Genomic DNA, 23,688 nt, shown 5'->3' with positions numbered 1-23,688 from the left:
AGTCGCCCATGCTCTCAACACCCGACCACGGAAACGACTCCATTGGCGAACCCCCGCTGAAGCTTGGGACGAACACCTACGATCGGTTCAACAGCAACGTGTTGCTTCGACCGGTTGAATACGCCGTCTACACCTCACGCGCCTACCGCTCGCTGGTGCGCTCTCTGGGCATGCGGTCCTCGATGGGACGGACCGGGGTGTGCTGGGACAACAGCATGGCCGAAAGTTTCTTCGCGGCGCTAAAGAACGAGTGTGTCTACCGCACGATCTATTCCACCAAAGCCAAAGCGCGACAAGACATCATCAAATACATCGAAGGCTTCTACAACCCGCGACGTCGACATTCAGCGCTCGGATACCGATTCCCGAACGATGTCCATTACAGTTATCAGCAGCCCGCGATCGCGGCCTGAAATAGTCATCTCCATTGTCCGAAATCCTCGCGGCAGACCAAAAGTGATACGCAGCCCTTCCACTTAACGATGCCGAGTTGTAGATCTTGGCTGCCTTCCGTCTGTCGGCCGCCCTAGAAGCTGCCACTGACTGGGGAAGCCACCACCCCACCCTCTGACGCACTGAGCCTATCCGGCGACTGAATCACTCAGACGGGTAGCGGGCCTCCTCGTAGTGGGGCCCCCTACCCGTCTCAGTCGTCCGGGTTAAGTGGCCATTCCGGATTACCGACTTTCTTCGCGACCGTATTCATCGGAGGGCGAGTAGCCGCGTTGGCGTCGGTACGCACGATTGAACGTGCCCATGTCGACAAACCCGCACTGTGAGGCCGCAAATGAGACCGTGGAACCGCGGCGCAACAGCTCGCGGGCGCGGCTAAGACGATACCGTCGCAAATACGAAGCTGGCGACCAACCGACCTCGGCAAAGGTCGATTGGAGGTACCGAAGTGAAACGTTGTGTGCCCTGGCCACATCGGCCAGCGTCAGTTCCGGGTCCGCGAAGTTTGCGTGGATGAAATGGACCATCAATTCACGGTGGGCGTCACGGCTGAGATTGCCTTCGCTTCCGCTCGATGTTTCCGCTGCGATGGCCGACCGCATCAGGGTCACCGCCACATCAGCCAGCGAATCACCATCGCCTTCATCGTTGCCTGCCCCTTCAGTCACGACTTCGATCATCGATCGGAGCACTCGCAGTGGTCGATTCTTGTCGGCGATGAGTGGGCGCGCAACGACGTTCTCAATGATGTTTCGGCGCAAACCCAGAGAAGAATACGGCACCTGGAGGACCAGTTGTGTCATTTGCTGCCCGAAGCTCAAGGTATACGGTCGTGTTGTGTCGTACAGCGCACCGATGCCCGGTCTGACGGCCGCTGAACGGTCCGACTGCCTGACAGCTCCGGCACCATCGGTGAACAGCGATAAGAGAACGTACTCGTGAGGCTCCTGAGCGATGATCCGCTGCGTTCGGACAAGTTCCGACGTACTGCAGATTCCGCGAGCCATCCCGACATCCGCAGTCACTTGTACATGGCGGAGGTTGCCCTTGACTTGATCGGTCGCCGAATTCACGCGCAGCGGCACAAAACTTTCACTGCAGGCCAATTCCAACTCTTCAGGACCATCCACGAAAAATTGCTTCATTTGTCCCCTCTCGGTAACCCTGAGCGCGAATTGCCTCATCGCCGTGCGCGAAACGCCTGCCGGCAGACGCCGAACAGCCATATGTTCGGCAAGGCAGGTCTCGCTTCTGCAGAATACGGGGAGCCAAAAAACCTTCCCCCGGACTCAACAATCCCGTCAAAGAACTTCAGGAGATTTCGATGAGCGACACAGCGCAACCCACGAAGGCCGCGGCCATCCAGTTCGAAGGGGTGCCCGGCGATGTCGCTGAGAATATGCGTCGACTGGACGCCATGATCGCCGAAGCGGCCCGCAAAGGCGCCAAGCTCATTGGGGTTCCCGAGTTCGCGACGTCTCCGCTGCCGTTTCGCGGTGAAGTTCATCAGAGCGTTCTCCCGCCACAAAATGCTGCGGTCGACATGTTCAAAGCAGCAGCAAGACGGTATGGCTGTCACATTGGTGGCTCCATGCTGATCGCCGAGGGCGACAGCATCTACAACCGCTACCACCTGTTTGAGCCCGATGGCAAGACCCATCTGCACGACAAGGATCTGCCCACAATGTGGGAAAACGCCTTCTACGGCCCCGGAAACGACGATGGAGCGTTTGAAACCAGCCTCGGCCGCATGGGTGCGGCCGTCTGTTGGGAGCTGATCCGCAATCAGACCGCCCGCAGGCTCGTTGGCCGAGTCGATGTCGTCATGACCGGCACCCACTGGTGGACGCTCCCCAGCAATTGGGGCGGGCTCGTTGACCGCATGTTTGGTCCTTTGACGCAATACAACAGGTACCTTTCGGAGAATGCCCCCACCGAGTTTGCCCGCCGAGTCGGAGCTCCGGTCCTGCAGGCATCCCATTGCGGGCAGTTTCGCACCGACTTCATGCTCCTACCGGGCACATCGATGACAGCGCCGTACGACACGAACTACGTCGGGGCAACGCAAATCGTCGATGCCGAAGGCAGCGTCCTGGCCTCGCGCAACACCGTCGACGGCCCCGGCATCGTCTTTGCCGACATCGAGATCGGTGCGCATCAGCCGGCAGAACCCATCGAGGAGGCGTTCTGGATGCCCGAACTTCCCTTGACGTTACGCGCATACTGGCATCACCAGAACCTTTGCGCCAAGAGTTACTACCGTCGCACCGGTCGCCAGGCCGGCCTCAATGCCGCGACAAGCAATCGGGCCGAATCGGTTGGAGTGGTCCGATGACAGTGGCAAGTCTGGCCCTCGAGACGTGAATCGCGTTGTTGGACGGCGGACTCGTTTTCCTTTGGGCGTTGGCGCTCGGTGTGCTGAAGTGAAACGCCCCGCGCCCGAAGCCGAAGAGCGCCGACACCCGAATCAGGCACATCTGGTTTATTCCCAGCCCCGTTGATGCGGTTTCAGAGATACCTGACTCTTCTTTTGGGGACGAACCTTGACCCATCAGGCCCCTGAAGCCGAGCGGCTAACCGGGTCACCCATCCGCGCACCAGTCCCTCTGTTGAGCACGAGATACCGCATGTTGAATGTCTTGTTTGACGATCCTCAACCGAGCCGTGCAGATCAACAGTGCTCCGACCGAGGCGCGGCGCCCCGTAGACATGTCGCACTAGCGTGTCGCGCGAAGCACCACCATGTGCGACACATGACTGTCTTTGTAACAGCGGAGCTCGACGCCGAAGCAGGTCCATCTCGAGTCGCCGTCGAGCAGTGGAGTGCTAGCTCAGTCCGGGACTGAGCCGGGGGTTCCGAGTAGACGGCCAGCTTCCGCGTTGAGGTCGGCGAGCTGTGCGGTCAGTGCCTGTTGAGTTTCAGCACCCCTACCGCTGAGGTGAACCTCGACTCGGCGGCGATCTTCGGCGCTCACCTCGCGGTAGACCAGTGCCTGGGAGACCAGCCTGTCGACGGACCGCGTCAGAGTGGCTCCCGAAGTGACGGCATGACGCGACAGTTCGGCCATGGACTGGTTCCCGTGGCGGGCGAGCGCATCGAGCACGAGTACATCGTCGGCGGTCAGGTTGAATTCCGAACCGATGGCAGTGAGCGAGGTCACAAGCGATTTGGTAGCCTGAAGCAGCGAGACGAGCGCCGATGATGAGCTGAGTGTGGCTATGTCTCTGGAAGACGTCGTCATCTGGGCCGAAGACCCATCAGAGTCCATGGGAGTCACTGAGTCTCCTGCCTTTCGGTGCCATTCCCTGTTGCGAGACGGAGGGGGCAACACGGCGCAACTCCGACGGCATTACCCGAGAGGATTCGATGTTAGCATCCGAGTCACGCCACCGTTCGGAGGTCTACCGGGTTGGCATGGTGATCCCTCTACAGGGACCGGGTGGCATCTTCGGCCCCTCGTGCATGGCCGTCAGCGACCTCGCGGGCCGTGAGCTCAACTCTGGGACCGGGTTTGACGGGCGTGAAGTCCAGCTTGAGTACATCGACGGCGGTCGCGACCCTCGGGCGATAGCAGCCGAGGTCTCCGCCATGGTCGATGCTGGCCGCCTCGACGCGGTCAGCGGGTGGCACATCTCCTCGATCCGTCGACATCTCGCACCGGTCGTCCGCGGCCGGATCCCGTACATGTACACCTCGCTCTACGAGGGGGGTGAGGTCAGCTCCAACGTCTATTGCTCGGGGGAATCTCCTGAACAGCAGATATACCCAGCGATGCGGTGGCTCCGCGACCACCATGGTGTGCGGTCGTGGTACGTCGTCGGTGCCGATTACATCTGGCCCTTACGTACGCATCAGTTGATCGAGCAGTTCGCTGCTGCGCTCGGCTTGGACATCGTCGGTTCGTCGTTCGTGCCGATGGGCCGGGCAGACGACCCCCAGCTGCCCGCGACTGCTGCGCAGAGCGGATGTCACGCAGTGCTGACATTGCTCGTCGGGCAGGACGCCGTGGATTTCAACCGGCACTTCGCCGCCCGCGACCTCCATCACCGCATACTCCGGTTCAGTCCACTCATGGAAGAGAACATGCTTCTCGCCGGAGGCGCCGAGACGACGGAGAACCTGTTCGCGTCGGCGGCGTACTTCCGCACCTTGCATACGGAGTCCTCGTTGAGGTTCATCGGCGACTACGTGGACGCCAACGGTCATGAGGCGCCGGCTCTCAACAACATGGCGGAGTCCTGTTACCAAGGGGTCTACGCACTGAGTCATCTTGCGCGTCGGGCAGGAGGCCTGGACCCGGATCGCTGTGACGCCCAGATTGACGGGCTGGAGTTCGACAGTCCGCGGGGGGTCGTTCGATTCGACGGGAATCAAGCGCGGCAGCAGATCTATATGGCTCAGGCGAGCGGCTTGGACTTCGAGGTGGTTGCCACTCTCTGAGCGGCGCCTGGTCCCTATCGGAGGATCAGCCCGGGGAGAGGGAGAGGGCGGCTCGGAAACCGCGACCGTACTCACCGCCAGCGGTATCCCCAGGACAACGAATTGCTTCCACGGGACCGCGAGTCCGGCTCGGCGCAGCTGATCGGCCCACAAGAGCGTGGCCAGGGAGGCCCAGGGGGTCACGATCGGCCCGAAGTTCGATCCGATGAGCAGGGCGATCAGGTCGGGGCTGGAACCCGCCGCGGGCTCTAGTAGGAGATACGCGGGAATGTTGTTGACCGCGTTGCTCAACACCGCGCCTGCTGCGGCCAACACGAAGGGCGCGCTGGCAGAGCCGTCCAGGTGCGCGTACGCGCCGCGAACGAGGTCCTCGACACCGAGGGAGTGAACCAACTGAACCGCAACGGTCAGACCGACCGCCAGGGCCAGAGCGGTCCACGGGATCAGGTTCGGGCGCAATACTGATCGATCAGCGAGTGCGAATGCCACCACCAGGATGATGGCCGCCGTCGACGTCGACCACCAGAAGGGGATCGAGGTCGTGAGCAACGGCAGGAGCGCCGACACCACGATCCCGGTCAGCGGTAGCAGAGGGTGGGGCGGTCCCGAACCGCTCGCCCCCCGGGTCTCATCCGGGGCTCGGCGAGGAGTGCGTAGGCGGCGACGGAACACCACCCAGGCGAACCCGGCCGTCACCGCGAGCGATGCAGCCGCAGGCATGGCGGCGAGTCTCACGTAGTGGCTCGTCCCATCGAACAGTCCCGTCTCCACCGCCAGCAGATTGGTCAGATTGGAGACTGGAAGCAGGAGCGATCCCGTGTTGGCGATCCACACCACCGTCAGGGCCAGAGGTACCGGATCGTTGCCGGCTCGTGCTGCGAGCGCCAGCACCAGAGGCGTGACCAGCACAGCGGTGGTGTCAAGGGAGAGAAAGGTCGTGGACACCACGGCTAGTAGCACGACCAGGATCCAAAGCCCCGGTCCGCTGGCGGCCCTACCTCTGGCCGCGAACCCGGCGACCCGGTGGAACAAGCCTGCCGCGGCAGCGAGGTTGATCACGATCGAGATGGTGGCAAGGAACAGCATGATGGGGCCCAGACGACCAAGCAGTTCAATCGTCTGGGCCCGGGGCGCGAACAGTGCGTAGGCGATCAGCACTCCGATCAGCAAGGCCGACAGCACCACTGATCGCATGAAACCTCCGGTGTGGTTCTCAGTTCGCAATCGTCGCAGGCGCGCGGTGGCGGGTCGCGGTCGATCTGTACCGCCGCCGAGCATCGGCGACCTGGAAAACGTAGACGATGACCACGACGATCTGCGTGCCGGCGATCGCGAGCACCGGTGTGTCCGCCCACTTGTCTGTGAGCATCAGGGCCGCGGGGATGCTCGCTGTGGAAATCGATTGCAGAACCGCGAGCATCCCGGTCGCCTTGCCGATCCACTCCGCTGCGGGGGTGGCCAGGGCGAGGAAGAAGGCGGCGAACAGCACGGCCCATGCCAGCCATAGCCAAGCGAGCTGGGCGTCCCCGATCTGGAGGAAGTGCACCATCGACAGGAAGAGAGCGACCGCGCTGGCCCAACCGCAGTACCAGCCGAGCCCTGATCCGGGAGCGCTCGAGATCGAGTTGGTCGCGACGGTGAGGTAGGTGAAGCCGAACAATGCGAAACCTCCGGCCGCCACCGCAGAAGCCAGGCCGTCGGGCGAGGCGCTGTCCGAGGGCAGAACCAGTACAAGTGCCGTGCCGACCAGGAGCGCGCCGGTGAGGAGATTGATCGCGACGGCCGATTTCGGGGTGACCCGGTCGAGGAAGACCAACCCGTTGACCAGGAGCACCGCCCCTACGAACAACAGTGCCACGGGAACCATGTGACATCCCTTCGGTGAGGAGAGGCAACACCCAACCGACCCGGGTGACCGGGCTGCGGTGCCGGGAGGCATCGACAGTCCGGGTACCCGGGTCGGGCAGGCGCAGTGGGTCGAGCAGGCTCAGCGAAGGACGGGAGGAGTCCGATCCCTCATGGGTCCGCCGGCTTCGATCGCCTTGCCGACATTGAGCACGGTGCGCTCGTCGAAGGACCGGCCGATGATCTGGAGGCCGACGGGGAGGTCGCCGTTGAAACCGACCGGAACGGTCATCGCGGGCAGACCGGTCAGGTTGCTCGGCCCGGTGAACCGGATGAAGGAGTCGATGAGATCGACCTTCGTTCCGTTGAGGTCGGCCTCGGAGGATCCGATGTCTGGAGCCATGACTGGCAGGGTCGGGGCGATCAGGACATCGACCTTCGAGAGGGCCGCTCTGAAGTCGTTCTTGAGTTGGCGCCGAACCTGCTGCGCCTGGAGGTAGTCCACCGAGGAGAACAACTCGCCCAGTTCAAAGAGGAAGCGGATGTCGGGCCCAAAGTCGTCGGGACGGTTCAGCAGGTCGTTGTGGTGGATCGCCGATGCTTCCGACAGGCTGGTTGCGAGCTCCGCCCATTCCGAGTGGCGCAGAGTCGGAATCTTGACCGTCTCCACCCTGGCGCCCCGGGAGACGAGCTCGTCGATCTGGCCGCGCACGAGTCTTTCGATCTCGGTGTCGACATTTCGGAAGAAGTAGTCCTCCTCGACGCCGATCACCAATCCGGAGACATCCCCGGTGAGATTTGAGGTGTAGTCCCCGACCGGCGTGTCCACCGCTGTCGGATCCGCCCCGTCGAACCCGGCGATCACCTGCAGCATCGCTGCGGCATCATCGACAGTCTTGGTCATCGGCCCGATGTGGTCGAGAGTCCAAGCCAGGGGGAAGCAGCCGTCCTTGGGGACACGCCCGTGTGTGGGCTTGAGGCCGACGATTCCACACGCGGCGGAGGGAATCCGGATCGAGCCGGCAGTATCGGTACCCAGGGTCGCGTAGGTCATGTGCGCCGCCACGCCTGCACCTGAACCGCCGCTGGAGCCCCCCGGAACCTTCGCCGGATTCCACGGGTTCTGGACGCTGCCGAAGTGCGGGCTGTTGTTATCGATGCCCCACGCGTACTCGTGCATGTTGAGCTTGCCGGTGAGCACGGCGCCGGCCTTCCTGAGCCGCCGCACCACTGAAGCGTCCTCTGCGGGTACGAAGTCCTTGTGGATCTTCGAGGCCATCGTGGTGACCTCGCCGCCCACGTACAGATTGTCTTTCAGTGCCAAGGGGACTCCATGGAAGACTCCGCGGTAGTCACCTCGGCTGATCTCATCCTCGGCCCGCCGGGCATCCGCCAACGCCTGCTCGCGAAAGCTGATGTAGGCGTTGATCTCCGGGTTGAGAGCCTTGGCGTGGTCGAGCAGAGCGGTGGTGACCTCCACCGGTGACACCTGCTTGCTCTCGATCAGGGGCGCAAGTTCGGTCACCGACTTGGTGACGAGTTCGTTAGCGGACATGGTCGCCTCCCGGGATATTGCGAACAGAGATGTCCGCGTCGTCAACTGCCACGTTCTCGAGATCACCGCGACGCTCCACGATCTCGGCCCACTTCGACTCGAGCTGGGCGATCTTGTCTTGCGGCGGGCGTATGCCCTTGTCCGCCAGAAGTTCTTGCACTGACAGCGCCATGAAGACACTCTCCTTGTAGATGGGACGGCAGTAGATGGTGGCACTCGAAGTTGGCGCCACCCCGGACATATCCATATGAATTATTTTCATCTGAATATGTTGAGGACCGTATGTGAGCTGGAGCACAATGTCAATGCTCCTTGGCCGCATGAATGACCGGGTACCGGTTCGGCCAGCGCTCTATTTGACGGCTCCCTACCGCGACCTGCCTGGGCACCGACAATCGGCGCGCCTGGCACGAAAGACGCTGCGACCGGGCGCCCGAGGAAGCGCCACTCAAGAACCGATCTCACAACTTGAAATACTCGATCGTCCGTCAAACGATCTTGGTGTCAACAGGTCAACGCATCACTACCGGTGAGATGATGCGTGACCGTGGAGGCATGGATGGGCAGCAAAGCGCTCGGATTCACCGTGGAGCAGGAGAACCTGATCTGGGATCTTCACCGCCGTGGAGAATCGATACGAGAAATCGAGCGAGTCCTCGGGGAAACGATGCCCCGAATTCGTCGTTTCCTACGTGAGTCCGGCGGTATCCGACCCGTCCCACGAGCACGAAGAAACAGTCACATCACCGCAGGTGAACGCGAAGAAATATCCCGCGGAATTGCCTCAGGTGACAGCGCTCGGACGATCGCCGAGACACTCGGAAGATCCCCGTCCACGATTGCACGCGAGATCGCCCGCAACGGCGGTCGTGTCGCTTACCGTGCGGCCCCGGCGGATGCAGCGGCGTATGTCCGTGCCCGCCGCCCTAAAATGTCGATCCTGTGTGCCCGGCCGATTCTGCGGACAGTCATCACGGACAAGCTCCATAAACAGTGGTCACCGAAACAGATCTCCGTCTGGCTTCGGCGTGAGTACCCGGCCGATCCGCAGATGTGGGTCTCGCACGAGACGATCTACCGTTGCCTCTACATACCGTCGCGGAAAGTGTTCGACAGCACTGTATTTCACGAACTGCGTACCGATCGGCCGATACGTCGACCTCGCGGGAAGAAACGCTCCCACGGTCGTGGGCGGATACGAAATATGGTTTCGATCGATCTTCGAGGAGCTGCGGCAAACGATCGTAGTGAGCCCGGGCACCTGGAGGGTGACCTCGTGTTCGGAATCCGCCCGTCAGCGGTCGCGACGCTGGTAGATCGGCAATCACGCGCCGTGCATGTGGTGGCATTGCCTGACGGGTACCGGGCCGAGACGGTCGCGGATGCGCTGATTGCCTATCTAGGCCGGCTACCTGCGCATCTGCGTCGTTCGTTGACCTGGGATCGGGGACGGGAAATGGCCGAACACGAGCGCATCACCGCAACGCTCGACATGCCTGTCTACTTTTGCGCTCCGCATCATCCATGGCAACGCGGGACTAACGAAAACGCGAACGGGTTGCTGCGGCAGTACCTGCGCAAGAACGCTGACCTGCGCAGTTTCACCCAGGATGACCTGAATAGGGTCGCGACCAGACTCAACGATCGACCTCGTCGGGTGCTCGATTGGGACAGTCCATGCCAACGAGAAGAACAGGTGCTCGGTTCCGGCTCAACCGGATAGCGAAGTCGGCCACCGATGGCGGTTGGCATGATGGTGGGCATGGCTGCCACCGGTCTTCCTGAGCTCGATGTCGCTCGGGTCGTGAAGTATTGCGCGGGTCGAGTGCCGGAACAGTATCGGCATGAGATCCAGGTCGAATGTGACATCGCGCCCCGTCATGTGACGATCTGCGAATGCCGGCCGCCGTGGCGGGAGGACTTCGGCGCGGAGTGGACGCGATTTCCGATCGCCCGCCTGTATTACACGAAGAAAACCGGGTTGTGGACGTTGTATTGGCGGGATCGCCACCTCAAATTTCACCGCTACCAGTTTTTGGATCCGAGCCCTCATATTCAGGATTTACTCGATCACATCGAAAACGGTGGCGATCCGATCTTCTGGGGTTGATCCGTTATCGTCGGTGATGCGTTGACCTGTTGAGACCAAGATCGATTGCGCGACACTCACCGAGCCAATGCGTTTCCCCTGTCCAGCGGTGTCCGAAAACTCGTGTCGACTCCAACGTTTCGAAAGGGTCAATAGCGATACGCTTCGACTTATTGCTTCGGCGCGTTGACCCTGGCCATCCCGCCGCTACCCCATCTCCTGGATCGCGTCTTCGACTGCGGCATCGCTGAGCGTGCGGAGCGATTCCCGGCGGCTAACGGTGCGTAGCGGAGTCGATTTCATCAGTGGTCGGCGTGAACGCCTCGTTGATCACTCGTACCTGCGCCGGATGGATCGCAATGCGGCCACTGAAACCCTCCGCTCGCGCCCTGCGCGATGACTCGGCGAGCCCCTTGGCGTCCCGAGTATCTACATGGAACGTCTCGACGGCCTCGACGCCGGTAGCCCGTGCCGCATTCAGGGCGAGCAACCGGACAAGCCGGGAGGTCTGTGTCCAGTTTCCTTCAGGCGTCAAGTTCGTTGCCTTCCAGAGCGCCGCATCGAGATTCCCTGCTCCCCAGGTCAGACCGTATAATCTCGGCATCGCCGCCGCTGAGTAGTCGCCCAGACCGAACGGTCTGAGCGCGGCCTTGGTCACCACAGGCATGAGCTTGACCCCCTGAGGCTCAAGGCCGACCGACTTCTCCAGCGCCTCGACATAGTGATGCACCCGAAGCACATCGGCAGGGCCGTCGACCTCGGGGATCATGATTCCCGACGTTCCGGAAGTCACCGTGGCGGCCAGGTCCGTCAGTACCGACCCTGTGCCGAAGGAGTTGACTCGCACCCAGAGCTGCGGCATCGAGGCATCATCGGCATGGCTGGAGAGGAACTCCCCCACCAGCCCCCGTGCGATCGATTTCCGCGCGGCTGAGACTGAATCATCCAGATCAAGGATCACCGCATCTGCCCCCGACTCGGCCACCTTCCCCAGCTTCTTCTCGTCATCTCCAGCAACGATAAGAAACGAGCGCAGCGGAGCGCTCACCGCGGCCGCTTCCGATCAGGGATCGCTCGTGTGCACGACGCGACTACGTCACCATCACGGGTGTAGGTGATGTGGACAAACACGACGATCCCCTTCTCAGGACAGGAAGACGACTCTTGAAGGTCGATTACCTCAGCCGACACGCAAATCGTGTCACCGTGGAACAGCGAGTTTCACAAAGCCTACCTAGGGTGGCCACTGCCAGCACGGCCCACGTGGTCGATGCAAGGGCCGGAGCTAACCACTGCCACCACCTGCTGGCCACGGCCTGGCCATCGGCTAGGCGTACTGACCATGCAGGTTGGGTCTCCAGTCATGGCGAGATGACGTGAGGAAGACCCGGATGTTTCAACGCGAGCGCGCATTGCTGCCCACTACCGGGGACCAGTGCGGTGTGCCTCGTTGTTCACCCCGTACGGCACCATGACTGGAGATGCTCCACTCGATCATGCTGGGGAGGAAATGTCATGGATCCCGTAGTCACACACCCCAAGTTCCGCGGTGACGGTGTCACCCTTGCCGCCGATCGGTGGGATCCACCGGCGGCCGCGGGCGATTCCGGCGCCGGGAGTAAAGGTGTGGTGCTGTTGCTGCACGGCGGCGGGCAGACCCGGCATTCCTGGCGAAACACCGGACGCACTCTCGCTGCGGACGGCTGGTCCGCACTCGCCCTAGACGCACGGGGCCACGGGCAAAGCCAATGGGCACCGGACGGCGATTACGGCATCGATGCGTTGGTCGCCGACCTGACCTCGGTCATCGGCGAGTTGGGGCAAACGCCGGTACTGGTCGGTGCCTCGATGGGCGGTATGACCTCGTTGATCGGACAAGGGGAAAATTCCGAGCTCGCTCGTGGTCTGGTGTTGGTCGATATCGCACCGAAGGTCGAATCAGGCGGCACCGCGGCGATCATGGCGTTCATGCACAGCGGCCTTGATGGGTTCGACAGCCTCGACGACGCTGCCGAAGCGATCGCGGCGTATACCCCAAACCGAGCCCGCACCCCCAACCCGCAGGGGTTGCGCAAAAACCTGCGCCTGCGTGAGGGCCGCTGGTATTGGCATTGGGACCCGGCATTTCTGCGCCACGGCGACGAACCCACCCGCCAAGTCGACTCCATCGTGCGATACGAACGCGCCCGGGACGCCGCAGCCGCGATCACCGTTCCCACAATGCTCGTTCGTGGCACGCAATCGAACGTGGTCAGCGAAGAAGGCGCCAAAGAACTAATCGAGCTGATCCCGACCGCCACATTGATCGACGTCCCCGAGGCCGGCCATATGGTCGCCGGCGACGACAACGACGTCTTCAGCGGCGGATTGAAGGACTTTCTCGACAACGACGTCGCCCCATCACCTCACTGACCGCCATCGAAACCTCGAACGTCACCGGTGATGGGAGCTCACCTGGGATGAGTACCTGCGCCGGTTGCCTCGACGGCCGGATTCGCCCGCCCCGGCGGGACCGCTTCGCTGACAGCGCAGCCCGAGGACCGCTGCCCCCAGATGTAACCGACCGTCGATCCCGGCGTCGGTGTTGGCCACGAGCATGGACCGATAACCGGGCCTTATGTCAAACGGAAGTTGCGTATTGCCTCCGGTGAATCATCGCCGGACCTTGAGCCCTCCACTCGCGCGCAGCTTCGAGACCCTCCCTAACCTGCGGAATAGCCCAGCCCAGGATGACCATGGAGGTGTCTCGATTTGGACGTCGTGTCTCTAAGTCCGCCGAATAGCGATCCTCGGCATATCGTTGACCTGCGCGGATACCGGACAGACTCGTCAGTTGCATCGTGCGTCCGGTCAAGGAGAAGTACTCCGGCTGCGCGCCCGGCTCGGTGCGAGGACCCGCCCCGAGGGGCGGTGCGTGCGTGCGCGGCCGGCCGCTGTACCTGGTCTCGCGCGAAGGCGGACTGGTCGTGGGCGCCACCCCAGTACGTACGAACACGGCGACGACCGGTAGGTCACCGTTGCCGGGGTGTGCGACCTACTCTCCGGCGCCGAGACCATCTTCCCCAGGTTCGGCTGACAGGTGAAGGCTTTCGATTGTGAAGTGGAGCCGTCTAGTTCCTCGCTCCATCAACGTGGATTCCGTTCGCCAACGGTGACTTCTGGACGCAGGGCGAGTCCGTGCGCGGGTTCATCACGTGGGGTGAGTGGCCCGCGTTCGCGTGGTTCGCCGGGGTCTGCGTGGCGCTGTGGGTCGGGGGTCTGGTGATCACCCTGCGCCGGGACGCCTGAGCCGCCCCGAGGAGACGGCCCGGGAGTGCACACACTCTCGGGCCGTCTGGCGTCCGCACGACGGGACGTCGCCGGCGGATCAGCAGGTCACTGCTGGCTGATCGGTAGGTAGACGCGGGATCCCTGCTCGGCGAACTCCGCCGACTTCTCGGCCATCCCCGCCTCGATCGCCTCGACCGTCTCCATCCCGTGTTCGGCGGCGTAGTCGCGGATGTCCTGGGAGATGCGCATCGAGCAGAACTTGGGTCCGCACATCGAGCAGAAGTGGGCGGTCTTGGCCGGCTCGGCGGGCAGCGTCGCATCGTGGTAGGCCAGCGCGGTGTCCGGGTCGAGCGCCAGGGCGAACTGGTCCATCCACCGGAACTCGAACCGTGCGGTACTGAGCGCGTCGTCCCTCGCCTGCGCACCCGGATGACCCTTGGCCAGGTCCGCCGCGTGCGCGGCAATCTTGTAGGTGATCACGCCGGTCTTGACGTCATCCCTGTCGGGCAGACCCAGGTGCTCCTTGGGCGTGACGTAGCAGAGCATCGCCGTGCCGGCCTCGGCGATCCGCGCGGCCCCGATGGCGGAGGTGATGTGGTCGTAGCCCGGTGCGATGTCCGTGGCCAGCGGCCCCAGGGTGTAGAACGGAGCCTCCTCACACCACTCCTCCTCCAGGCGCACGTTCTCGACGATCATGTGCATCGGCACGTGTCCCGGGCCCTCGATCATCACCTGGACACCGTGCCGCTTGGCGATCCCGGTGAGCTCACCCAGGGTGCGGAGTTCGGCGAACTGGGCCTCGTCGTTGGCGTCGGCGATCGATCCCGGGCGCAGGCCGTCGCCCAGGGAGAAGGTCACGTGGTACCGTGCCAGGATCTCGCACAGCTCCGCGAAATGGGTGTAAAGGAACGACTCGCGGTGATGCGCCAGGCACCACGCGGCCATGATCGAGCCGCCGCGGGAGACGATCCCGGTGACCCGCTTGGCGGCGAGCGGGACATACCGCAGGAGCACGCCCGCGTGGACCGTCATGTAGTCCACGCCCTGCTCGCACTGCTCGATCACCGTGTCCCGATACAACTCCCAGGTCAGGGCGACCGGGTCGCCGTTCACCTTCTCGAGTGCCTGGTAGATCGGCACCGTGCCGACCGGGACGGGGGAGTTGCGCATGATCCACTCGCGGGTCTCGTGGATGTCCCGGCCGGTGGACAGGTCCATGATCGTGTCCGCGCCCCACCGGGAGGCCCACACCATCTTCTCGACCTCCTCCGCGATGGAGCTGGTGACCGCGGAGTTGCCGATGTTGGCGTTGATCTTGGTCAGGAAGCGCTTGCCGATGATCATCGGTTCGCTCTCCGGATGGCGGTGATTGGCGGGGATGACGGCGCGGCCGGCGGCCACCTCGGATCGCACCACCTCCGCGTCGATTCCCTCACGCTCGGCGATGAAGCGCATCTCCGGCGTGATCAGCCCCGCTCGCGCCCAGGCCAGCTGGGTGCGCACCGGTGTGGAGTCCTCCGCCGAGGCGGGGACGGCCCCCGGGTGGGCCCAGCCCCCGCGAGTGGGCGGCAGGCCGGCGGCGAGGTCGTGGCACTCCTGCGCGCTGGAGTACCCGTGTACGAGCCGGAGGTGTCGTAGACGTCGAACGTCGTGTCGTTGGTCAGCGAGATCCGCCGGACGGGCACGCGCAGTGTGCTGCCCTCCGCGGAGACTTCGAGGTAGGTCTTCGTGCTGGAATGGATGGGACCGCAGGTCACGGCCTCGATCGAGGCGGTGCTGGTGCCGTTGGCGGACGTGTGTGTGCCCATGGCGTTCTCAGATCTCCCTACGCCGGCATGACCCGGACAGGTTCTACGGTCGACGACCCGGCTGGTCGTCCTCTCAGCCCGCGCTCCGAAGCGGACTCCCGTGTGGACGAGTATGAAATTGTGCCGGGCAAGCGTACCCCGGCGCTGCCCCGCTCCCCAGACCCCTGTGCGGCAGGATAGTTGTGAACCGGGATCAGTGAGTTGATGTCAGTGAGTGTGACGGTCGAGCCCGGACCCCGATCCGCACCGCACAAGCTTCCGCACACTCGTGGTGGGTTCGGGGTGTGGGCGGTGAGCACCGTGATCTTGAGAGCCGGAACCACGATGGTCTATCCGACGCTGTAGACGGCGATCGGCGCCTGACGTAATGACCGTGCCCTCCTCTACAAATGGCCTGCCGATAGCTGTACGTTATGACAAGCTAACGATCCCGAGTTGTGAATCTCGCGAACTCGACCGCTCCCCGAACTGCTCGCACGTTCGTCCGGTCTCGCACTGGCAACTCGGCACCTCAGAACTCGGCACTTCATCAGCAGGCGCGGTGGGCGCGACTGGTGGAGCTGCTCGGTCTGAGGCTGTGCGCGATTCCGTTGCCCCCTGTGTGGGCGTGGTCGGAGACATTCCGAAAGCCGACCTTCTTGCCCCACACGGGCATATCGCCGTCTGGCGGGTTCGCCTGCGACAGATAGGCAACGGCGTGCCACAGGATCTCGTTTTCTTGCCCCTAAGAGTGGAGTCCACTGTGGCCGTCACGCGGCAACTATTCTCGACTGCGGCTGCTCGCGGCATCGTCCGGCCTCGAAGCCAGCGACTTTCCATGACCAAGGTCATTGCGGCGTTCCTTGCGGTGCCAATGTCTCGGTGACGCGAACACTCAGTTCCGGCTTGTCGTCGCCTTCGGTGTGAGTGAACGTCCCAAGATGGGACCACATCGAGTCCACGAGCGGCTGGAGGAACAAACGGCCCAGCTGAGTGACGATGACGTCGACCACCTGAACAGCATCGGCGCGGACCCTAGACGCCGCACCAGACTGCCGCATAGCTATCACTTCCCGGTGTGTCAGCTCGGTGAGCCGTTCGAGTAACTCACCTCGCTGACCGCCGGGATCTAGCAACGCGCGGCGCAGGTAGTTCACCACCTCGGGACGCCTGACCAGCATGTCGGCAACCGCATCGTTGCGGATCCGGGCGATGTCGGCGCCTGGGACGTCCACGGGCGCCGAGGCAAGTGCGGTAGCGAAATGCTCTACGACCAGTCGCTCGACCGCCTCGCGCAGGCCGTCCTTTGTGCCGTAGTGATGGACCACGAGACCCACTGTCACTCCGGCCGCGGTCGCCACGGTTCGCAACGAAGTGCCGTCCTCGCCGTTGGCGGCGTAGAGATCCAGTGCGGCGTTGCGGATGCGCGCCTTGGCAGTGAGATCCTGGCCCGCGGCGCCTGGTGCGGAACGATTCACGCGGTTCCCCTTCAGTTGCGGTCGAGCCTACGGACCCCACACTAGACTATACGTCGGTACCGCATACTGTATGTTCGTACAGTACAAGGTGTCCCGGCTCAGTCGGCCTTGTCGACCTGACTATCGTGCCGTCGGCAGCCAGTTGCTCAGGCCACCCGCATCGGGCCTCAGGGCCCCTTGGACGTCCCGGTCGAGGTTGGGTCACGGGTCGGACGTGCGGGTGTCGGCGATATCTCCGTCGCCATGAGCAGAGATGTCACACCCAGCACAACTTCATCGACAGGAAGGTCTGGACATGGACACATTTCGCGACAAGGCCGGCGGGCCGATAGGTACCGATATCGACACCTGGGTGCGCTCGTTTACGCGCATGGAATCCGGTTCCTCCGAGCTTCCTCCCCACCACCCCAACTGCCTTGGCTGTGGACCAGAGAACCCGAATGGTCACTTCCTCTCGGTACGGCGTGACGGAGACGGCGTCATCGCACACCACCAGTTCGACCAGCGCCATGTCGGGGCACCCGGCATTGCACACGGCGGCGCGGTAGCGACCGTGATTGACGACCTCTTCGGCTTCTTGCTCTATTCGGTCGGCGAGCTCGCCGTGACGCGCCGTCTCGAGCTCGAGTATCTTGCGCCAGCACTACTCGACACCCCGTACATCCTGCGCGCTGCAGTTCGGTCTCGCGAGGGCCGGAAATTGGACCTCACGTCCACGATGGAGGATGCAGAGGGCCGCACTGTTATTACTGCCACTGCCCTGTTCATCGTGGTCGAGGTTGAACACTTTTTGCAGTCACAGAGAAACTCAAGGGCTTAGGCCAAACTCACCGCCGCGAGCACCAGGCCCGAATACGTCGAGGATGTCGGCGGAGCCTGAAGATATTGAACGCCACGCCCAAAGAACGGGCGAAGCGGAAGGCACCGTGCATCGCCAGTTGCCCTGTACGAGTCAACCAAGAGGCAGCGCTACCTACGACGGAACCCCGTCGGCGGGTGGCCGGTCCAGTGCTTGAAAGCGTGTGAAAAGCTGGCGAGGTCGCTGTAACCGAGGTCCGTGGCGATCTCGCTCGCGGACACAGATCCGTCCAGTAAACGAAGAATCGCGTACTCACGAATGATCGATTGGCGCAGTCCGCGATAGGTCATCCCTTCCTCAGAGAGGCGCCGCTTAAGTGTGCTCGTAGAGATGGAGAGTTCGTCTGCAATCCACTGACTTCCACAATCTGCGGGACGCTTCTCTATCAGACGTCTCACCTTGTCCGAATACGAGGAGTTTTTACTCCGCTCGTCGAGCCTTCGCTGCAAGTCACCGCTAGCGAGTCGATACGCCACGGGGTCAGAGAACCGGCAGACGTGATTGACCGCGTCAACGGGAAAATGCAGAATGGACAGTGAAGCGTCAAATACCAGGCGACCAGCTAACCAATCCTGATCCACGGGCAGACCTTCCGGAGCGGGCCAACCCAGCGAGAGTGTGATGTCTGGTGCATCGCCAACGAGTATATTCAGCAGCCTCAGCAGGACCGCACCACAGTAGGTGACCACTAGGGAGTCCAGGACTCGATCGCCCGTCTGCCCATTGAGCGCGACAGACACTCCGTATCCACCTGCGTAGAACTGCGCACTCAGGGCTGGGGTTATTAGCGGCAGGTAGGCAAGCAAATCCAATATCTCGCCTGCGGAACCTGCGCTTACTAGTGGGACGCTTAATGGTCCGAAGGACGTCAGATGAGCATGCTGGGCGAACGCCAAACCGAGGGTCGTTGCTTGGTCGACGTCGAGATCGGGCAAGGCTTCCCTGATCCACCGCAGGGGAACTTGGGCGTTGATGGCGAGAAGTGACTCGACGTCGCTTCGCTCACGATCCATGATCTCGCGAAACCGTGCAACGGCGTCTTGCTCCAGAACTGGGCTCTCAAGTAACTGCGCGAACACGAGCGGTGGCACGCCCTCGCGATCAAGATTCATCGCCCCCGCCTTCTGAGCCAAACTAACAAGCTTCTGCCCTCAATCAACCTAGCCGCAGTCGTCGTTGTTAGCAATGCTGTGAGCAGCTACTACCCGAACAACCACGCAGGAGCCAGCGATGACAGACGTAACCTTCGTCTCACATGAGGGAGAGAAGCACGTGGTGCCCTTGGAGGAGGGGCAGTCACTCATGCGGATCGCCGTCAACAACGCAGTACCCGGAATCGACGCTGACTGCGGAGGCGAAGCCGCGTGCGGCACGTGTCATGTCATCGTTGGTCCGCAGTGGTCCGAACAGGTCGGCCTCTCGGGAGCAAGTGAAGAGGAAATGCTCGCAATGAACCCGGAAAGGCTGCCGACCTCCCGACTGTCGTGCCAGATGACCGCGTCCGCGGACTGGGACGGCCTGGTCGTCCAGGTGCCAGAGTTCCAGATGTAACGACGAAGGGATCAAGAGTCGTGTCAAGCAATCATGTAGAAGTCGGGGACAGAATCCGGTCGGCCATTCCGATGGATCTTCAAATCCGAGGCGCCCATCTGTACGACAGGACTCGGCGCTGGGTGACAAAGACGAATGGGAAGAAACTCTTCGTAGAGAGTCCCATCCCTCCCGTCGAGGACGTCGAACTCGCCGATATCGACCTCAGTAATCCCTTTCTCTATCGCCAAGGCCGCTGGCAGTCCTACTATGAGCGCCTGCGAAACGAGGCTCCGGTCCACTTTCAGCCCAACAGCGCGTTCGGGCCGTTTTGGTCAGTGATGCGGCACCAAGACATCGTCGCGGTCGATAAGAACCATGAGGTCTTCTCCGCCGAACCGATGATAGTGATCGGGTCCCCGCCTCGCTTTCTCGATATCGAGATGTTCATCGCGATGGACCCACCGCGCCACGACGTGCAGCGAGCAGCTGTGCAGGGGGTGGTCGCGCCTAAGAACCTGCGTGAGATGGAGACGCTCATTCGGTCTCGGGTTCGCGAGGTACTAGACGACTTGCCGGTGAATCAGCCGTTCGATTGGGTCCAGGCTGTCTCGATCGAACTGACAGCTCGAATGCTCGCGACGCTCTTGGACTTCCCATACGAGGAACGTCGCAAACTCGTTCATTGGTCAGATATCGCGACTTCGTTCGAGGAAGCGAACGGTGGTCCTGCGGACCTCGACGAGACGTTCGACGGAATGCGCGAGATGGCGCGAGGTTTGAGTTCTCTGTGGTATGACAAGAAGGCTCGGACAGCAGCTGGGGAAGAACCCGGCTTCGATCTGATCACCATGCTGCAGAGCAACGAGAACACCAAAGATCTGGTCGACCGCCCAATGGAATTCATGGGCAACCTTGTTCTGTTGATCGTCGGAGGGAACGATACGACCCGGAACTCGATGAGTGGTGGCGTTCTGGCGCTGAACCGGTTCCCAGACCAGTTCGAAAAGCTCAAGTCCAACCCTGACCTGATCCCCACCATGGTCTCCGAGATAATCCGGTGGCAAACGCCGCTGGCCTACATGCGCCGAATCGCCAAGACTGACACTATCTTGAACGGTCAGTTCATCCGCAAGGGTGACAAGGTCGTGATGTGGTACGCCTCAGGCAACCGCGACGAGCGTGTGTTCGAGCGGCCCGATGACTTCATCATCGACCGGGCCAACGTCCGCAACCACATCGCCTTCGGGTTCGGCGTACACCGGTGCATGGGCAACCGACTGGCCGAAATGCAGCTGCGAATTCTCTGGGAAGAGCTGCTCCCCCGCTTCGAGAACATCGAGGTCGTCGGCGAACCCGAGTACGTGCAGTCCAACTTCGTGAGGGGTATCAGCAAGATGATGGTGCGCCTGACCCCCAAGTCCGGCACATGACATCGCAGCGAGCCCTCATCATCGGTGCCAGCCATGCCGGAGCCCAACTCGCGGCGAGTCTGCGCCAAGAAGGCTGGAGCGGTGAGGTCGTCCTCATCGGCGAAGAGTCGGCAGCTCCATATCAACGCCCTCCGCTGTCGAAGTCCTACCTGGCCGGCAAATGCTCACTCGACGAGATCACCATCCGCAGTTCGGACTTCTACTCCAAGCAGCGCATCCAGCTTCTGGACGCGCACGTGGAGGCGATCAACCGCTCGGCTGGGCACATCGTTATGAGCACCGGCGACACACTGACATACGACAAGCTCGCGCTGTGCACGGGAGCCCGCCCTCGTCAGCTCCGCGTTCCTGGGTTCGAGCTCGCCGGGGTCCATTACCTTCGTACCGCCACAGACGTCGAGAAGATCCGCACGTCCGCCGCCCCCGGGCGGCGGGTGGCGATCGTCGGGGGCGGCTACATCGGACTTGAGACGGCCGCCTCGCTACGGGCACTGGGCCTGGAAGTCACCGTGCTCGAGGCGACCACTCGCGTCCTCGAGCGGGTCACTGCTCCCGACGTATCAACGTTCTTCGAGCGGATCCACCGAGAGGAGGGCATCGATATCCGGACGGGCGCCAAAGTCGCAGCATTAGTCGGAGACGATTGCGTCCGCGAGGTCACACTATCTACTGGCGAGTCGATTCCGACTGATCTGGTCATCGTGGGTATCGGTGTTGAACCGAGAACAGAACTCGCCGAGGCGGCGGGCTTGACCCTGAACGATGGTGTGGTGATCGACGAGCACGCCCGAACCAGTGACCCAGCCATCGTTGCCGCCGGAGACTGTGCCAGCAAGTACATCTCTCGATACGGTCGCCGAGTCCGGCTGGAGTGCGTACCCGGAGCAACCGATCAGGCGAAACTCGCCGCGGCTACCCTTTGCGGGAAGTCCAAGAGCGCAGTGTCGCTGCCCTGGTTCTGGTCAGATCAGTACGATGTCAAACTCCAGATTGCCGGTCTGAGCTGTGGATATGACCAAGTTGTTCTAAGCGGCGATCCGACCGTAGGCCGCAGCTTCAGCTGCTTCTACCTCCGTGGTGGCGAACTCCTTGCTGCAGACTGCATCAATCGTCCCCGTGATTTCATGCTCAGCAAACAGGTCATCACACAGCAGCGTCCTTTCGTCCGGACCGATTTCGCCCATACGGGTTCTCCCGATTCCTTGCGCAATGGGTAAGCCAGTCCCGAGCGAGACTCACACGGTCAGCGGCGGAGCTTTGACGAACGGCGCTGACATCCCACTGGCGCAGCAAGAGCCCGGTTCGTACCCGCCCGCCGTTCAGAAAGGAACTCTGATGACTCGCCAGACGCTCATCGAGAACTATCCACATCGGGTCGGGGGGGGCATTGTCAAGTTGTTGAGATCCGCTGATCTGGGATGATCTACGGGTGTCGTCAACGTACAAGGGGTTCCGGTTTCCGCGGGAGATCATCGCGCACTGTGTGTGGCTGTACCACCGATTCACCCTCTCGTTCCGCGACATCGAGTTACTGATGGCCGAGCACGGGGTCGAGGTGACGTACGAGACGATCCGCACCTGGTGCGCGAGGTTCGGGCCCGAGTACGCCCGCCGGCTTCGACGAAAGGTGCCCCGACCAGGTGACAAGTGGCATCTCGACGAAGTGTTCATCAAGATCGGCGGCATGCAGAAGTATTTGTGGCGGGCGGTGGACCAGCACGGAAACGTGCTCGACATTCTGATCCAAGGGAAGCGGGACGGCAAGGCGGCGGCGACCAGGTTCTTCAAGAAACTCCTGAAGCGGCACGCTCGCCCGCCGCGGGTGCTGATCACCGACAAGCTCGCTTCGTATCGTGTTGCCCACCGGACGATGATGTCGACAACTGAGCACCGGCAAAACAAATACTTGAACAATCGGTGCGAGAACTCCCACCAACCCACCCGCCAACGTGAACGAGCGATGAAGGGCTTCCGCACTGTCAGCTCAGCACAACGATTCCTCGCAGTGTTCAGCCGGATCTCGCCGCACTTCCGCCCACCCCGGCACCGGATGGCTGCCACCGACCACCGCACCGAACTGGCCATCCGATTCCAGGTATGGGATCAGGTCACCGAACAAACCATCGCTCCCTGACCGACCTCCCCGTGCGATGCCTTGCCGCACCCCAAAACTGCTGTACTCCAGACAACTTGACAACACCTGGCCAAGGCCCTGGGCCAGCAGAAACACTCGGCATTCGGGCTGCTTATGGCCGCCGCACTCGGCCTCGAACGTGAATACCCGGACCACTGCCGCCGACGAAGCCGCCGAACGGTTGCAACACCATCCTCGGGTGGCCGCGACCAGGGTCTCTCGGCGAAGACGTGGACCCACTCGCTCCAGACGCGCTGCAACAACCAATCCCATCGACAGCCACCAAGCGAGATTTCGACAGCAGGTTAGTTGGCCAACAAACCATCGGGTCCGTTCAAGTTCGGCCGCAAAGGATTGCACAGTGCAGAGAAACTAAGCGGGCCCAGGCATGAGGTTTTCCGGGCAGGGTTGCGTCCAGCCGCAGACCGCCGGCAAGTACGCGAAGCGGAAGCCGATCGGGACGCTGTGCATTCTTCGCCAACGGAAGGGCGCGGTTCATGTCTTGTAGATGGTCTGCTCGGTGACATCGAGACCTGCGGCGACCTCGGCGACCGTGCGGCCTGACTTCAACAAATCGAGGACTTTCCGGCGAAACTCAGGCGGATAACGACGGGGCATCGTGAACCTCTCTCGGGTGCATCAATACCTGAAGTAAAACAAACGAACTCCGGAAAACTCGGGATACATCAGATCTTGCAACTCCAGTAGAGCGGTGAATAGCTCTATTAGAACGTGTTTGAGAACCGGTCACGTTCGGGCGAGTCGGCGGGTCCTGAGGACGATCATGGCGATGCGGACCATCGCTTCGGGGTAA

General features: G+C 62.2%; 20 protein-coding genes, 2 pseudogenes and 1 riboswitch. Of the genes and pseudogenes, 11 read left to right on the top strand and 11 right to left on the bottom strand.

The window, feature by feature from the left end; translation table 11 throughout:
* A partial coding sequence (locus tag ATN37_RS32150; RefSeq protein WP_374103527.1) for an integrase core domain-containing protein occupies nucleotides 1-413 on the top strand: 413 nt, incomplete at its 5' end.
* A gap of 264 nt (nucleotides 414-677) precedes the next feature.
* Here ATN37_RS32150 and ATN37_RS32145 read toward each other — a convergent pair.
* Nucleotides 678-1,598 (bottom strand): AraC family transcriptional regulator, encoded by a 921-nt coding sequence (locus tag ATN37_RS32145; RefSeq protein ID WP_058038982.1) that lies wholly within the window; start codon nucleotides 1,596-1,598, stop codon nucleotides 678-680.
* Between the two features lie 179 nt (nucleotides 1,599-1,777).
* Between ATN37_RS32145 and ATN37_RS32140 the strand changes: the two genes are divergently transcribed.
* Nucleotides 1,778-2,788, top strand: a complete 1,011-nt coding sequence (locus ATN37_RS32140; RefSeq protein ID WP_058038983.1) for a carbon-nitrogen hydrolase family protein — start codon at nucleotides 1,778-1,780, stop codon at nucleotides 2,786-2,788.
* Between the two features lie 496 nt (nucleotides 2,789-3,284).
* Here the strand turns inward: ATN37_RS32140 and ATN37_RS32135 are convergent, their stop codons facing one another.
* Nucleotides 3,285-3,614: a MarR family transcriptional regulator gene (locus ATN37_RS32135; RefSeq protein ID WP_058038984.1), complete on the bottom strand. Its 330-nt coding sequence runs from the start codon at nucleotides 3,612-3,614 to the stop codon at nucleotides 3,285-3,287.
* A gap of 206 nt (nucleotides 3,615-3,820) precedes the next feature.
* On the opposite strand from ATN37_RS32135, the gene ATN37_RS32130 reads away from it, so the two are divergent.
* Complete coding sequence (locus ATN37_RS32130; RefSeq protein ID WP_082661474.1) at nucleotides 3,821-4,894, top strand: substrate-binding domain-containing protein; 1,074 nt, start codon at nucleotides 3,821-3,823, stop codon at nucleotides 4,892-4,894.
* Nucleotides 4,895-4,963: 69 nt separating this feature from the next.
* On the opposite strand, the pseudogene ATN37_RS32870 reads toward ATN37_RS32130, so the two are convergent.
* The 4 genes and pseudogenes from ATN37_RS32870 to ATN37_RS32115 all read right to left on the bottom strand — a co-directional run.
* Nucleotides 4,964-6,088, bottom strand: a pseudogene (locus ATN37_RS32870) (SLC13 family permease); the annotation flags it as partial.
* 19 nt (nucleotides 6,089-6,107) lie between these two features.
* Entirely contained in the window at nucleotides 6,108-6,761 is a 654-nt protein-coding gene (locus ATN37_RS32125) for an AmiS/UreI family transporter (protein WP_058038987.1), read from the bottom strand.
* Nucleotides 6,762-6,881: 120 nt separating this feature from the next.
* Nucleotides 6,882-8,294, bottom strand: a complete 1,413-nt coding sequence (locus ATN37_RS32120) for an Asp-tRNA(Asn)/Glu-tRNA(Gln) amidotransferase GatCAB subunit A (RefSeq protein ID WP_058038988.1) — start codon at nucleotides 8,292-8,294, stop codon at nucleotides 6,882-6,884.
* Nucleotides 8,284-8,466 (bottom strand): hypothetical protein, encoded by a 183-nt coding sequence (locus ATN37_RS32115; protein WP_058038999.1) that lies wholly within the window; start codon nucleotides 8,464-8,466, stop codon nucleotides 8,284-8,286. The genes ATN37_RS32120 and ATN37_RS32115 overlap by 11 nt, the downstream gene beginning before the upstream one ends.
* Before the next feature lie 387 nt (nucleotides 8,467-8,853).
* On the opposite strand from ATN37_RS32115, the gene ATN37_RS32110 reads away from it, so the two are divergent.
* Both ATN37_RS32110 and ATN37_RS32105 read left to right on the top strand, forming a co-directional pair.
* Nucleotides 8,854-10,017, top strand: coding sequence for an IS30 family transposase (locus ATN37_RS32110; RefSeq protein WP_058038989.1), 1,164 nt, complete (start codon nucleotides 8,854-8,856; stop codon nucleotides 10,015-10,017).
* A gap of 39 nt (nucleotides 10,018-10,056) precedes the next feature.
* Complete coding sequence (locus ATN37_RS32105) at nucleotides 10,057-10,404, top strand: DUF3024 domain-containing protein (RefSeq protein ID WP_058039000.1); 348 nt, start codon at nucleotides 10,057-10,059, stop codon at nucleotides 10,402-10,404.
* Between the two features lie 253 nt (nucleotides 10,405-10,657).
* Here ATN37_RS32105 and ATN37_RS32100 read toward each other — a convergent pair whose 3' ends face one another.
* Entirely contained in the window at nucleotides 10,658-11,431 is a 774-nt protein-coding gene (locus ATN37_RS32100) for a CoA ester lyase (protein ID WP_058038990.1), read from the bottom strand.
* A 467-nt stretch (nucleotides 11,432-11,898) separates the two neighbouring features.
* On the opposite strand from ATN37_RS32100, the gene ATN37_RS32095 reads away from it, so the two are divergent.
* Nucleotides 11,899-12,795: an alpha/beta fold hydrolase gene (locus tag ATN37_RS32095; protein WP_058038991.1), complete on the top strand. Its 897-nt coding sequence runs from the start codon at nucleotides 11,899-11,901 to the stop codon at nucleotides 12,793-12,795.
* A 963-nt stretch (nucleotides 12,796-13,758) separates the two neighbouring features.
* On the opposite strand, the pseudogene thiC reads toward ATN37_RS32095, so the two are convergent.
* Nucleotides 13,759-15,461, bottom strand: a pseudogene (gene thiC / locus ATN37_RS32090) (phosphomethylpyrimidine synthase ThiC).
* Nucleotides 15,458-15,573: riboswitch (TPP riboswitch) on the bottom strand. Its footprint overlaps the pseudogene before it by 4 nt.
* A gap of 715 nt (nucleotides 15,574-16,288) precedes the next feature.
* Nucleotides 16,289-16,918 (bottom strand): TetR/AcrR family transcriptional regulator, encoded by a 630-nt coding sequence (locus ATN37_RS32085; protein WP_058038992.1) that lies wholly within the window; start codon nucleotides 16,916-16,918, stop codon nucleotides 16,289-16,291.
* Nucleotides 16,919-17,213: 295 nt separating this feature from the next.
* On the opposite strand from ATN37_RS32085, the gene ATN37_RS32080 reads away from it, so the two are divergent.
* Nucleotides 17,214-17,738 carry a PaaI family thioesterase gene (locus tag ATN37_RS32080; protein WP_058038993.1) on the top strand — a complete coding sequence of 175 codons (525 nt, stop codon included), beginning with the start codon at nucleotides 17,214-17,216 and terminating at the stop codon, nucleotides 17,736-17,738.
* 149 nt (nucleotides 17,739-17,887) lie between these two features.
* On the opposite strand, the gene ATN37_RS32075 is transcribed toward ATN37_RS32080, so the two are convergent.
* Complete coding sequence (locus ATN37_RS32075) at nucleotides 17,888-18,889, bottom strand: AraC family transcriptional regulator (RefSeq protein WP_058039001.1); 1,002 nt, start codon at nucleotides 18,887-18,889, stop codon at nucleotides 17,888-17,890.
* A 118-nt stretch (nucleotides 18,890-19,007) separates the two neighbouring features.
* Between ATN37_RS32075 and ATN37_RS32070 the strand changes: the two genes are divergently transcribed.
* The 4 genes from ATN37_RS32070 to ATN37_RS32055 all read left to right on the top strand — a co-directional run bounded on the left by ATN37_RS32070 (nucleotide 19,008) and on the right by ATN37_RS32055 (nucleotide 22,874).
* Entirely contained in the window at nucleotides 19,008-19,328 is a 321-nt protein-coding gene (locus ATN37_RS32070) for a 2Fe-2S iron-sulfur cluster-binding protein (protein ID WP_058038994.1), read from the top strand.
* A 71-nt stretch (nucleotides 19,329-19,399) separates the two neighbouring features.
* Nucleotides 19,400-20,740 (top strand): cytochrome P450, encoded by a 1,341-nt coding sequence (locus ATN37_RS32065; RefSeq protein WP_058038995.1) that lies wholly within the window; start codon nucleotides 19,400-19,402, stop codon nucleotides 20,738-20,740.
* Nucleotides 20,737-21,957: an NAD(P)/FAD-dependent oxidoreductase gene (locus ATN37_RS32060; protein WP_058038996.1), complete on the top strand. Its 1,221-nt coding sequence runs from the start codon at nucleotides 20,737-20,739 to the stop codon at nucleotides 21,955-21,957. The genes ATN37_RS32065 and ATN37_RS32060 overlap by 4 nt, the downstream gene beginning before the upstream one ends.
* A gap of 212 nt (nucleotides 21,958-22,169) precedes the next feature.
* On the top strand, nucleotides 22,170-22,874 hold the full coding sequence (locus ATN37_RS32055) for an IS6 family transposase (RefSeq protein ID WP_058038998.1): 705 nt from the start codon (nucleotides 22,170-22,172) through the stop codon (nucleotides 22,872-22,874).
* Between the two features lie 495 nt (nucleotides 22,875-23,369).
* Here ATN37_RS32055 and ATN37_RS32050 read toward each other — a convergent pair whose 3' ends face one another.
* Nucleotides 23,370-23,492, bottom strand: a complete 123-nt coding sequence (locus tag ATN37_RS32050) for a transposase (RefSeq protein WP_007732562.1) — start codon at nucleotides 23,490-23,492, stop codon at nucleotides 23,370-23,372.
* Between the last annotated feature and the right edge of the window lie 196 nt (nucleotides 23,493-23,688).

Source organism: Rhodococcus sp. MH15, assembly GCF_019266045.1.
GTDB classification, from domain to species: Bacteria; Actinomycetota; Actinomycetes; order Mycobacteriales; family Mycobacteriaceae; genus Rhodococcus_F; species Rhodococcus_F qingshengii.
The sequence above is the reverse complement of the archived record's forward strand: the minus strand, read 5'-3'. Positions and strand labels throughout refer to the sequence as shown.